The organism is Pseudomonas sp. UYIF39 (genome assembly GCF_029963765.1).
Classification (GTDB): domain Bacteria; phylum Pseudomonadota; class Gammaproteobacteria; order Pseudomonadales; family Pseudomonadaceae; genus Aquipseudomonas.
Genome location: NZ_JALBYU010000004.1, coordinates 39601 through 51641 on the forward strand (window position 1 = coordinate 39601; position 12041 = coordinate 51641).

The 12041-nt window shown below is 59.8% G+C and carries 9 protein-coding genes; all 9 read left to right on the forward strand.

Going from position 1 to position 12041, the window contains the following annotated elements; genetic code table 11:
• Positions 1–13: 13 nt before the first annotated feature.
• The 9 genes from MO767_RS06760 to MO767_RS06800 all read left to right on the forward strand — a co-directional run bounded on the left by MO767_RS06760 (position 14) and on the right by MO767_RS06800 (position 11942).
• Complete coding sequence (locus MO767_RS06760; RefSeq protein ID WP_282479896.1) at positions 14–1183, forward strand: alginate biosynthesis protein Alg44; 1170 nt, start codon at positions 14–16, stop codon at positions 1181–1183.
• Positions 1184–1193: 10 nt separating this feature from the next.
• A complete protein-coding gene (gene algK / locus MO767_RS06765) occupies positions 1194–2600 on the forward strand; it encodes an alginate biosynthesis TPR repeat lipoprotein AlgK (protein ID WP_282479897.1) in 1407 nt (468 codons plus the stop codon).
• Positions 2597–4084 carry an alginate export family protein gene (locus MO767_RS06770; RefSeq protein WP_282479898.1) on the forward strand — a complete coding sequence of 496 codons (1488 nt, stop codon included), beginning with the start codon at positions 2597–2599 and terminating at the stop codon, positions 4082–4084. The genes algK and MO767_RS06770 overlap by 4 nt, the downstream gene beginning before the upstream one ends.
• Positions 4085–4110: 26 nt before the next feature.
• Positions 4111–5700: a mannuronan 5-epimerase AlgG gene (gene algG, locus MO767_RS06775; protein ID WP_282479899.1), complete on the forward strand. Its 1590-nt coding sequence runs from the start codon at positions 4111–4113 to the stop codon at positions 5698–5700.
• Between the two features lie 10 nt (positions 5701–5710).
• Entirely contained in the window at positions 5711–7159 is a 1449-nt protein-coding gene (locus tag MO767_RS06780; RefSeq protein WP_282479900.1) for an alginate O-acetyltransferase, read from the forward strand.
• A 10-nt stretch (positions 7160–7169) separates the two neighbouring features.
• Positions 7170–8303, forward strand: a complete 1134-nt coding sequence (locus tag MO767_RS06785) for a mannuronate-specific alginate lyase (RefSeq protein WP_282479901.1) — start codon at positions 7170–7172, stop codon at positions 8301–8303.
• A 215-nt stretch (positions 8304–8518) separates the two neighbouring features.
• On the forward strand, positions 8519–10084 hold the full coding sequence (locus MO767_RS06790; protein ID WP_140683834.1) for an MBOAT family protein: 1566 nt from the start codon (positions 8519–8521) through the stop codon (positions 10082–10084).
• Between the two features lie 11 nt (positions 10085–10095).
• A complete protein-coding gene (locus MO767_RS06795) occupies positions 10096–11271 on the forward strand; it encodes an alginate O-acetyltransferase (RefSeq protein WP_282479902.1) in 1176 nt (391 codons plus the stop codon).
• A 14-nt stretch (positions 11272–11285) separates the two neighbouring features.
• A complete protein-coding gene (locus tag MO767_RS06800) occupies positions 11286–11942 on the forward strand; it encodes an alginate O-acetyltransferase AlgF (RefSeq protein WP_282479903.1) in 657 nt (218 codons plus the stop codon).
• Positions 11943–12041: the final 99 nt, after the last annotated feature.

Genomic DNA, 12041 nt, shown 5'->3' on the forward strand with positions numbered 1-12041 from the left:
GGAAATCGTCCATATGAATACCGCCGTCAACGCCAACGTAGTGCATGAATCAGAAGCCCAGCGCCAACACGCCCGAGTAAAAATCCCGGCCAAGCTGCGTTTCTTCGGCCCCGACCGGACCCCGGTAGAAGCTCGGGTCCTCGACCTTTCCGCCGGCGGCCTGGCCTTCAACGCCGGTCAGCTGCCACTGAAGATCGGCGATGTGTATAAAGCTCGCCTGCAGTTCGTCATCGATAACCTCGGCCTGGCCATGGACGTCGAGTTACTGGTGCGCTCCCACGACCGCGAAACCGGTCGTACCGGTTGCCAGTTCCAGAACCTCGAATCCCAGGATATTTCCACCCTGCGCCACCTGATCACTTCGCACCTGGCCGGCGACATCGTCACCATGGGTGAAGTGCTGGCCACCCTGCAACGCGACAACTTCACCAAGGCGCGCAAGAACAAGGATGGCGGCCACGGCATGACCCCGTTCGGTCGTCTGCGTGCAGTGACCTTCAGCTTCGCGATTTTCCTCGTCGGCCTGACGGCATTCGGCTTCGTCTTCAAGTCGGTGTACGGCATGTACTTCGTCAGCCACGCCCAGGCCGGTCTGGTCAGCGTGGCGGGCATGAACATCACCATGCCGCGCGACGGCACGGTGCAGAGTCTGATCAAACCCGACGGCGTTGCGGCCAAAGGCGCCCCGCTGGCGACGTTCAGCACCAGCATGCTCGACGTACTCAAGGGCCATCTGGACGAAGACCAACTGCAACCGGCCAAGGTTGAAGAACTGTTCGGCAAGCAAATGACCGGCACCCTGACGTCGCCGTGCGATTGCACCGTAGCGCAGCAAATGGTCGCCGACGGTCAGTACGCCAGCAAGGGCGACGTGATCTTCCAACTGGTGCCGCGTAACAGCGAAGCCAACGTTGAAGCGCGCTTCTCCTATCGCCAGTTCGGCGACGTGCTGCCAGGCAGCTCGGTCAGCTTCCAGATCGCCGGCGAAGACAAAACCCGCTCCGGCACGATCATCAGCAGCACCAGCCTGAAAAGCGCCGACCTGTCATCCGACATCCGCGTGCAGATCAAGCCTGACGAGCCGCTGGACAGCAAATTCGCCGGTCGCCCGGTTGAAGTTAACGCCACTCGTGGTCCGAACCTGAACTGGCTGATCGACAAAGCCATGGCCGCCGGTCGTTAAAACAGAGGACATGCCCGTGACTAGCCCACTCAGAATCCTGCCAGTCCCGCTGACTCTGGCCATGGCAATCGCCTTGGCCGGATGCGCCGGCCTGCCCGACCAGCGTCTGGCCAACGAAGCCCTCAAGCGCGGTGATACCACGCTGGCGGCGCAGAATTACCAGCAACTGGCAGACCTGGGCTACAGCGAAGCACAGGTTGGCCTCGCCGATATCCAGGTCGATAGCCGTGACCCGGCGCAGATCAAGAAAGCCGAGGCGACTTATCGCGCTGCGGCCAGCGTCTCGCCGCGAGCTCAGGCTCGCCTGGGTCGTCTGCTGGTGGCCAAACCCGGCTCCACCGAAGCCGAACAGCACGAAGCCGAAGGCCTGTTGAAAAAAGCCTCGGCCAATGGTGAAGGCAATACCCTGATCCCGCTGGCGATGCTGTACCTGCAATACCCGCACAGTTTCCCGAACGTCAACGCGCAACAGCAGATCAGCCAATGGCGCGCCGAAGGCAAGCCGGAAGCGGGCCTGGCCCAAGTGCTGCTCTATCGCACCCAGGGCACTTACGACCAGCACCTGGACGAAGTGGAAACGATCTGCAAAGCCGCGTTGAACACCACCGACATCTGCTACGTCGAACTGGCCACGGTCTATCAGAAAAAAGCCCAGCCAGAGAAACAGGCCGAGCTGATCAAGCAAATGCAAGCCGCTCAGGCTCGCGGCACGGTTTCCGCCCAGCGGGTGGACAGCGTGGCCCGCGTACTGGGCGATGCAACCTTGGGCACGACCGACGAGAAGACCGCCCAGTCGCTGCTCGAAGGCATCGCACCCGGCTACCCCGCTTCCTGGGTCAGCCTGGCGCAACTGCTCTACGACTTCCCGGAACTGGGTGACGTAGACATGATGATGAAGTACCTGGACAACGGCCGCGCCGCCGACCAGCCGCGCGCCGAACTGTTGCTGGGCAAGCTCTACTACGAAGGCAAAATGGTGCCGGCCGACGCGAAGGTCGCCGAAGAACACTTCAAGAAAGCCGTCGACAGAGAAGTGGCCGCCGATTACTACCTCGGCCAGATCTACCGTCGCGGTTACCTGGGCAAGGTCTATTCGCAGAAAGCGCTGGACCACCTGCTCAAGGCTGCGCGTAACGGCCAGAACAGCGCCGACTTCGCCATTGCCCAACTGTTCTCCCAAGGCAAGGGCACCCGGCCCGACCCGCTTAACGCTTATGTCTTCAGCCAATTGGCCAAAGCCCAGAACACCCCGCAAGCCACCGAGCTTGCACAAACACTTGAAGCCCAACTGCCGCCTGCCCAGCTCGCCGAGGCCCAACGCCTGTTGAAACAAGAACAGGCCGTTCGTGGTGCCTTGAGTCAGAACACGCTGGAACTGCATGCCCTGGAAGAAGAAGACGGCGAGGAATCCCTATGAAGTTGAATCCATTCGTGCAGGCCGGTATTGGCCTGACATTCGCCCTGTTGTGGTCGTGCCCGACCCTCGCGGCGCTGACTGAAACCAAAAACTACGGCCTGGACGTGAAAGTCACGGCTCAGTCCGAAGGTGATACCGACCTGGGTACGCAGAGCGGCGGCGACGTCAACGGCGTCGGCCTCGACTTGCGTCCATGGGTCTATGGCGAGAGCGGCGCGTGGAGCGCCTACGCCATGGGTCAGGCCGTGACGTCCACCGACATCATCGAGACGGACACCCTGCAACAGTCCGACAGCGACGGCACCCAGCCCACCGATAGCGGTGATCGCAAGACCAAGAAAAACTACCTGGCGATGCGTGAATTCTGGGTCGGCTACAGCGGCCTCACGCCTTACCCCGGCGAGATGCTCAAACTCGGTCGCCAGCGCCTGCACAACGACGACGGTCAATGGCGCGACACCAACATCGAAGCCCTGAACTGGACCTTCGACACCACCCTGTTGCGCGCCAACGCCGGTGTCGCCGAACGCTTCAGCGAATACCGCACCGACCTCACCGAGCTGGCCCCAAAAGACAAGGATCGCCTGCACGCCTTCGCCGATGCGGCGTATCAGTGGACCCCGGGCAACTGGGTCGGCATTCGCGGTCATCACACCCACGATGACGGCAAGCTCGACTACGCGCAGCCGGGTGTTCCCGCCGATTCCCTGGACAAGAAACAGAATGGCGACATCAGCTGGCTCGGCCTTACCGCCGACAGCGATGCCTACAACTGGCGCAACACCAACACCGTCAACTACTGGGGCAGCGTCACCGGCATGAGCGGCGACCGCGACAAGGTCAACCCGCTGAACGCCGACGGCACCGCGCCGGCCCAAGCCAAGACCAGCGGCGACGTCGACGGCTGGGCCACTGACCTGGGCGTGCGTCTGCGCCTGGATCCGCAATGGCAAGTCGGTGCGGCGTATGCCCGCGCCAGCGCCAATTACGAACAGAACGGCCTGGAAAGCAACCGTTCGAACTACACCGGTACGCGCTCGCGTGTTCACCGTTTCGGCGAGGCCTTCCGCGGCGAAATGCAAAACATGCAGTCCGCCACTCTGTTCGGTTCGTGGATGCTCAACGACGAATACGATGCCAGTGTGATCTACCACAAGTTCTGGCGCGTCGACGGCAACAAGCCGGTCGGCAGCAATGGCATCAACGCCGTCGAGAACAATACCGACGACGGCACCGGGGCGATTCTTTCCAGCACGTCCCTGCCGCTAGAAGACGGTAGCAAGGACCTCGGCCAGGAAATGGACGTGGTCGTCACCAAGTACTTCAAGCAAGGCCTGCTGCCCGCAGCCTTGAGCCAATCGATCGATGAGCCTTCGGCCCTGGTGCGTTTGCGTGGCGGCGTGTTCAAGCCCGGTGATGCGTACGGCAAAGGCGTCGACTCGTACATGCACCGCGCGTTTGTCGACGTGATCTGGCGCTTCTGATGCGAACCGCTAAGGGAGTTCCTGACATGAACAGTCCGAAGAGAGGCTCGATAACCTTGCTGGCCGGCGCGATGTTGCTGGCCAGCACGGCAGTCTTCGCCACTGTGGAGCCGGCCTCGCCCGTTCACAAAGGCCAGCCGGCGACCATTGCCAAGGGGTTGCAACAGGCCAGGACCTACACCGTCAGCAGCGCACCGACTGCGCCGCTGGAGCTGGCCAAACCGAAACTGCCGGACACCTCCGGCTACACCGCCGAAGCCATCGCCGCGAAAATCGTGCGCACCAAGGCCGGCAAAATCAGCGTGCGCCGGATGATGCAGGAAGACGCGCTGAAGGACTTCATCGGCGGCGACAACAAGATGTCTGAATGGGTGGTGCGTCAGCACGGCATCCCGCAGGCCATCTTCGTCGACGACGGCTACATGAACCTCAAGGATCTGGCCAAGAAGGTGCCCAAGCAGTACTTCAGTGAAACCTCGCCGGGTGTGTTCCTGGCGAAGTTGCCGATCGTGGTCGGTAGACACGGCATTCTGGAAATCGACAAGCAGACCCAGGAATTGCGCCTGTCCCAAGAGGCCGGTTCGTTCCTGGTCAACGACGGTCAGCTGTTTGTGCGTGATACCAAAATCACTGGCTGGAGCGAGAAGGCAAACGGCCCGGCGGCCTTCAAGTCGCCGAAGGAATTCCGTCCGTTCCTGCTGTCCTGGGGCGGCACCGAGACCTACATCGCCAACAGCAAAATCGCCAGTTTCGGCTACGCCAACAGTAAGTCTTACGGCGTGAGTATTTCCCAATACACGCCGAACATGGCCAAGGTGCTCAAGCGCCCCGAACCGACCGGCTGGATCGTCGGCTCCGAGTTCTCGGACATGTGGTACGGCTTCTACTGCTACGAAGCCCGCGACTTTGTGGTCAAGGGCAACACCTACAAAGACAACATCGTCTATGGCATTGACCCGCATGACCGTTCCCACGGTCTGATCATTGCCGACAACACGGTATTCGGTACCAAGAAGAAGCACGGGATCATTATTTCCCGAGAAGTGAACGACAGTTTCATCTTCAACAACCGCAGCTACGACAACAAGTTGTCGGGCCTGGTGATCGACCGTAACAGCGTGAACAACCTGATCGCCTACAACGAGATCTACAAGAACCACACCGACGGCATCACCCTCTACGAGAGTGGCGACAACCTGCTGTGGGGCAACAAAGTGATCAGCAACCGTCGTCACGGCATCCGGATTCGTAACAGCGTGAACATCCGCCTCTACGAAAACCTGTCCATGGCCAACGGCCTGACCGGTGTCTACGGACACATCAAGGACCTGAGCGACACGGACCGTGACATCAAGCTCGACCCGTTCGATGCCCAGGTATCCCTGATCGTGGTCGGCGGCGAACTGGCCGGCAACGGCAGCGGCCCGCTGTCCATCGACTCGCCACTGAGCGTCGAGTTGTATCGCGTGTCCATGCTTGCCCCGACCAAATCCAGCGGTATCAGCTTCAACGGGATTCTCGGCGAGCGCCAGGACGAAATTCTCGACCTGCTGGTGCGCCAGCAGAAAGCCGTGCTGATCGACCCTGTCGAACGCCAGACCGAAATGCGGGACTGAGGATAATTTTATGCACCCACACTTGATCAAATTACTCAGCCTGTCGGCCCTGACCGTCGGCATTTTCGCGGCCAGCGCCGGCGCTCGTGCCGATGAAGCCAAAGCACCTGCCTTCAGCGCCGAACCGTGCTGCAACCTGTGTCCGGCAGCCAACGACCCGAAGAACTACACCACGCGTTACCAGCAGAACTTCACCACGCTGGTGCAGGCCCAAGGCGACTGGTTGTTCCGTACGCAAGAAGACTTGCGCACCGAGTTCGACACCACACCCGGCGGCTACAAACGCATGAAAGAACTGCACGATGCGTTCAAGAGCAAAGGTATTGAACTGGTCATCGTTTACCAGCCGACCCGTGGTCTGGTGAACCGCAACAAGCTCAATCCGGAAGACAAGGCCAAGTACGATTTCGACAAGGCCCTGAAGAACTACAAGACCATGCTCGGGCGTTTCGCCGCCATGGGCTACACCGTGCCGGACCTGTCGCCGCTGACCAACGAGTCGCTGCCTGACACCCTGCCGGCCCACGATTTCTACTTCCAGGGCGACCAACACTGGACGCCGTATGGCGCCCAGCGCACGGCGAAAATCGTCGGTGAGCAAATCAAGAAAATGCCGGCCTTTGCCGACGTGCCGAAACGCGAATTCGAGAGCCATAAGTCGGGTCGCATGGGCAAGACCGGAACGTTACACAACATGGCTGGTCAACTCTGTGGCACCAGCTACGCGATCCAGTACATGGATCAGTTCACCACCGAGCCGAAAGGCGAAGCAGCTGATGGCGATCTGTTCAGTGATTCCGGCAATCCGGAAGTCACCCTGGTCGGCACCAGCCACAGTGGCAAGAACTACAACTTCGCCGGTTTCCTCGAAGAGGCCATCGGCGCCGACATCCTCAACGTGGCGTTCCCCGGCGGTGGCCTGGAAGGTTCGATGCTGCAGTACCTGGGCAGCGAAGAGTTCCAGAAGAAGCCGCCGAAGATTCTGATCTGGGAATTCTCGCCGCTCTATCGCCTCGACCAGGAAACCATCTACCGCCAGATGATGGCGTTGCTGGACAACGGTTGCGAAGGAAAGGATGCACAGATGACCGGCAGCACCACGTTGAAACCGGGCAAGAACGAATTGATGGTCAACAGCAAGAACCTGAACCTGCAAAACAGCAGTCACCAGGTTGATATCCGCTTCGCCGATCCGTCGGTGAAAACCCTGCAAGCCACCCTCTGGTACATGAACGGTCGCCACGAGGACATCAAGATCGAGAAACCGGAAACCTCCGATACCGACGGGCGTTTCGCCTTTGAGTTGCGCACGGACGATGACTGGGCCTCGCAGAATCTGCTGGCCGTCGAAGTCCAGGGCCCTGAAGCAGGTGCCGCGCCACAGAAAGTCGAAGCGAAAATCTGCAAACGCAACGTGTTCCCTGGCACTGGGCAGCGTACCGCTCAGGCCGGGCAATGAGGCAACTCTTATGACATGCATGCAAACCCGAACTTTGAAAAAGTTACTCGCGCCCTCCCTGCTGACTCTGGCGATGTTCGCCGGCGCCACCCAGGCAGCCGCGCCCCTGCGTCCACCCCAGGGTTACTTCGCGCCGATTGAAAAAGTCAAAACCGGCGACAAGAGCGAAGGCTGTGATGCGATGCCGACGCCGTACACCGGCTCGCTGCAATTTCGCAGCAAATACGAAGGTTCCGACAAGGCCCGTTCGACCCTGAACGAGGCATCGGAAAAAGCCTTCCGTGACAGCACCGCCGACATCACCAAACTGGAACGCGGCACCAGCAAGCGCGTGATGCAGTTCATGCGTGACGGTCGTCCGGAACAACTCGAATGCACGCTGAACTGGTTGACCGCCTGGGCCAAGGCCGATGCGTTAATGTCCAAGGACTTCAACCACACCGGCAAGTCCATGCGCAAATGGGCGCTGGGCAGCATGGCGTCGTCCTATATCCGCCTGAAGTTCTCCGACTCCCATCCGTTGGCGAATCACCCGCAAGAATCTCAGTTGATTGAAGCCTGGTTCAACAAAATGGCCGATCAGGTGGTCAGCGACTGGGACAACTTGCCGCTGGAACAAACCAACAACCATTCGTACTGGGCCGCCTGGTCGGTGATGGCAACGTCCATCGCCACCAACCGCCGCGACCTGTTCGACTGGTCGGTGAAGGAGTTCAAGGTCGGCGCCAATCAAATCGATGCCCAGGGTTTCCTGCCCAACGAACTCAAGCGCCAGCAACGCGCCCTCGCCTACCACAACTACGCCCTGCCGCCGCTCGCGATGATCGCCAGTTTCGCTCAGGTCAACGGTGTGGACTTGCGTCAGGAAAACAACGGCGCATTGAAACGCTTGGGTGATCGAGTGCTCGCGGGTGTCAAAGACCCGGAAGAATTCGAGAACAAGAACGGTAAGGAACAGGATATGACCGACCTGAAAGTCGACTCGAAATTCGCCTGGCTGGAACCGTTCTGCACGCTCTACACATGCTCGCCGGATGTGCTCGAGAAAAAACACGAGATGCAGCCGTTCAAGACCTTCCGCCTCGGTGGTGACTTGACCAAGGTCTACGACCCGGCGAACGAGAAGGGCAAAAAAGGCTCCTAAGAGCCAAACACCAATCCCCTGTGGGAGTGAGCCTGCTCGCGATTGCGGTCTGACATTCAACATTCATGTCGACTGACACGCCCTCATCGCGAGCAGGCTCACTCCTACATGGGGTCAGTGTCAGGTTTGAGATTTGAGTAATGCCCTCCGGTTTTCGGTGGGGGGTTTGGGGGGGCTGCGGCCCTTGACTGTTGGTTAAACATGGAGAGACCGGGATGGTATTTTCATCCAACGTGTTCCTGTTTTTGTTCTTGCCGATCTTTCTCGGCATGTACTACTTAAGCGGAATACGCTATCGCAACCTGCTGCTGCTGATCGCCAGCTACGTGTTCTATGCCTGGTGGCGTGTGGACTTCCTTGCGCTGTTCGCTGCCGTCACCCTGTGGAACTACTGGATCGGCCTCAAAGTCGGTGCCGCAGGCGTTCGGACCAAACCGGCACAACGCTGGTTGCTCCTGGGCGTGGCCGTCGACCTGTGCATTCTCGGCTACTTCAAGTACGCCAACTTCGGCGTCGACAGCATCAACGCGATGATGACCTCCGTCGGTCTGTCGCCGTTCATCCTGACCCACGTGCTGTTGCCGATCGGGATCTCGTTCTACATTTTCGAGTCCATCAGCTACATCATCGACGTCTACCGTGGTGACACGCCGGCGACCCGCAACCTGATCGACTTTGCCGCTTTCGTGGCGATCTTCCCGCACCTGATCGCCGGTCCGGTGTTGCGCTTCCGCGATCTCGCCGACCAGTTCAACAACCGTACTCACACCCTCGACAAGTTCTCCGAAGGTGCGACGCGATTCATGCAGGGTTTCATCAAGAAGGTCTTCATCGCCGACACCCTGGCGGTCGTGGCCGACCATTGCTTCGCCTTGCAGAACCCGACCACGGGCGACGCCTGGCTCGGCGCGCTGGCCTACACCGCGCAGCTGTATTTCGACTTCTCCGGTTACAGCGACATGGCCATCGGTCTGGGCTTGATGATGGGTTTCCGTTTCATGGAAAACTTCAAACAGCCGTACATCAGCCAGTCGATCACCGAGTTCTGGCGTCGCTGGCACATCAGCCTGTCCACCTGGTTGCGTGACTACCTGTACATCACGCTGGGCGGGAACCGTAAAGGTACGCTGATGACCTATCGCAACCTGTTCCTGACCATGCTGCTCGGTGGTCTGTGGCACGGCGCGAACATCACGTACATCGTCTGGGGCGCCTGGCACGGCATGTGGCTGGCGATCGAAAAAGCCCTCGGCCTGAACACTTCGCCGCGCAGCATCAACCCGATCCGCTGGGCACTGACCTTCCTGCTCGTGGTGATGGGCTGGGTAATCTTCCGCTCGGAAAACCTGCACGTCGCCGGTCGTATGTACGGCGCGATGTTCAGCTTCGGCGAGTGGTCACTGTCAGAACTCAACGCGGCCAGCCTCACCGGCCTGCAAGTGGCGACTCTGGTGGTGGCTTACATGACCCTGGCGTTCTTCGGCATCCGTGACTTCTACACCAACCTGCCGCCTGAGAAGACCAAGCCTGTTGTGAACGTCGAGGCCGATGGCCCGGCCACCGCGACGCCTGGAATGATCAAAGCCGTACCGGGCGACAACCCGGGCAGCATCCACGAACCTGGCTACACCGTCGGCGTTGAAGCGACTGTGCAACCGGCCTACTGGACTGCGGACTGGTCTCGCTACGTGATGCGCACGCTGGTACTGGTGCTGTTCATCGCCTCGATTTTCAAACTCTCGGCGCAAAGCTTCTCGCCGTTCCTTTACTTCCAGTTCTGAGGGATCTGACTATGACCCGCTCATTACGCATCCTCTACATCACCCTGTTCATGGTGACGCTGTTGGTCCTGGGCCTGTGGTCCACGCGCAGTTTCCTCGGCTTCAGTACCTCTGCCGAAACGACGGTGCTCAACGGCCGCTGGACCAAAGCCGTGGAAACGCACTACGACGACGAGTTCCCGATCAAGCGCCTGGGCACCAACCTTTGGGCTGCGCTGGATTTCAAACTGTTCAACGAAGGTCGTCCGGGCGTCGTGCTCGGCCGCGATCAGTGGTTGTACAGCGATGAGGAATTCAACCCGATCGTCAACGAAGAGCTGAACCTGCAAGGCAACTACGCGCTGGTTGAAGGCGTGCGCCAGGAACTGAAGGCCAAGGGCGTGAAACTGGTCATGGCGATCGTGCCGGCCAAGACTCGCCTGTACCCGGAACACCTGGGTGAAGTGAAGCCTTCGAGCATCCACGCCAACCTCTATGAGGACTTCCACGCTCATGTGGCGGCTAACAAGATCCTCGCTCCCGACCTGTTCGGCCCGATGCTGAAAGCCAAATTGAACGGTCAGCAAGTGTTCCTGCGCACCGACACTCACTGGACCCCGGAAGGCGCACAAATCGCTGCCGAGACCCTGGCGAAATCCATTACCGACAAATACCCGCTGAGCGGCGAGCCGCAACACTTCGTCACTGAACCTGCGGAGAAGGTGACTCACAAGGGCGACCTGCGGTTGTTCCTGCCGCTGGACCCGCTGTTCGAAAACCTGATGCCCAAGCCTGAGCCGTTGCAGAAGCGCAACACCGTTGCGGCGCAAGACCAGCCTGCCGGTGATGACGCCCTGTTCGCCAACACTGAAGTGCCGGTGGCCCTGATCGGCACCAGCTACAGCGCCAACCCCAACTGGAACTTCGTCGGCGCGCTGAAACAAGCGCTGAACAGCGACGTGGTCAATTACGCCGAAGACGGCCACGGCCCGATTCTGCCGATGCTCAGCTATCTGAAAAGTGATGCTTTCAAGAACAGCCCGCCACAGGTGCTGATCTGGGAGTTTCCTGAACGTTATCTGCCTGTGAACAACGAAATCGGTGACGCCGACCCGCAGTGGGTCGCAGAGCTCAAAGAAGCCGGCGTTCGCCAACAAAACGTAGCCGCAAACACTAAATCCGAGACGCCCGACCGGGCGCAAAACTGAAAGAGAGGTACACCATGACTTTCACTACTACTCCTCGCCGTCTCGCCAAGACCTTTGCATTGGCAGCGACCTTCAGCGTCCTTTCCATGAACGCTTTCGCTGGTGGTGACTCCGCGCTTTACGGCCCGACCGCACCGAAAGGCTCAAGCTTCGTGCGTGTCTACAACGCCGGTAACGCTGAAGTCAGCGCCGCCGTCGGCACCACCAACCTGGCCGAAGTAGCGCCGCTGTCCAGCACTGACTTCAGCTTCATGCCGGGCGGCGACTACAGCGCCAAAGTCGGCAGCCAGACGCTGCCGGTGAAACTGGCCGGTGACCACTATTACACCCTGGTCAACAACGCCAGCGGCGCACCGCAACTGATCGAAGAGCCGCCGTTCAAGAACAAGCAGAAATCCCTGGTTCGCGTGCAGAACCTCAGCGACAAGGCCCTGACCTTGAAAACCGCTGACGGCAAGACCGAAGTGGTCCCGACCGTGGCCGCCAAGGGCCGTGGCGAGCGTGAAATCAACCCGGTTAAAGTCAGCCTGGCGCTATACGATGGCGACAAGAAAGTCGGCGACGTGAAACCGGTTGCCCTGGAACGCGGTGAAGCCGCCGTGCTGTATGTCACTGGCACCGGCAGCAGCCTGGCGCCAGTCTGGGTAAAACGCCCGGTTTCGACGCGCTAATCATTTTGCCGGGTAGCCCAAGGGCTACCCGGACACGGAATAAGAACAAGAGTGAAACGACAGAACGCAGTAGCTCTGACCCATACGATTTTCAAGGAG

Excerpts from the sequence above, each read along its gene's own strand:
- MO767_RS06760 (WP_282479896.1), top strand. The coding sequence starts at position 14 with ATGAATACCGCCGTCAACGCCAACGTAGTGCATGAATCAGAAGCCCAG.
- algK (WP_282479897.1), top strand. The coding sequence starts at position 1,194 with ATGCCCGTGACTAGCCCACTCAGAATCCTGCCAGTCCCGCTGACTCTG.
- MO767_RS06770 (WP_282479898.1), top strand. The coding sequence starts at position 2,597 with ATGAAGTTGAATCCATTCGTGCAGGCCGGTATTGGCCTGACATTCGCC.
- algG (WP_282479899.1), top strand. The coding sequence starts at position 4,111 with ATGAACAGTCCGAAGAGAGGCTCGATAACCTTGCTGGCCGGCGCGATG.
- MO767_RS06780 (WP_282479900.1), top strand. The coding sequence starts at position 5,711 with ATGCACCCACACTTGATCAAATTACTCAGCCTGTCGGCCCTGACCGTC.
- MO767_RS06785 (WP_282479901.1), top strand. The coding sequence starts at position 7,170 with ATGACATGCATGCAAACCCGAACTTTGAAAAAGTTACTCGCGCCCTCC.
- MO767_RS06790 (WP_140683834.1), top strand. The coding sequence starts at position 8,519 with ATGGTATTTTCATCCAACGTGTTCCTGTTTTTGTTCTTGCCGATCTTT.
- MO767_RS06795 (WP_282479902.1), top strand. The coding sequence starts at position 10,096 with ATGACCCGCTCATTACGCATCCTCTACATCACCCTGTTCATGGTGACG.
- MO767_RS06800 (WP_282479903.1), top strand. The coding sequence starts at position 11,286 with ATGACTTTCACTACTACTCCTCGCCGTCTCGCCAAGACCTTTGCATTG.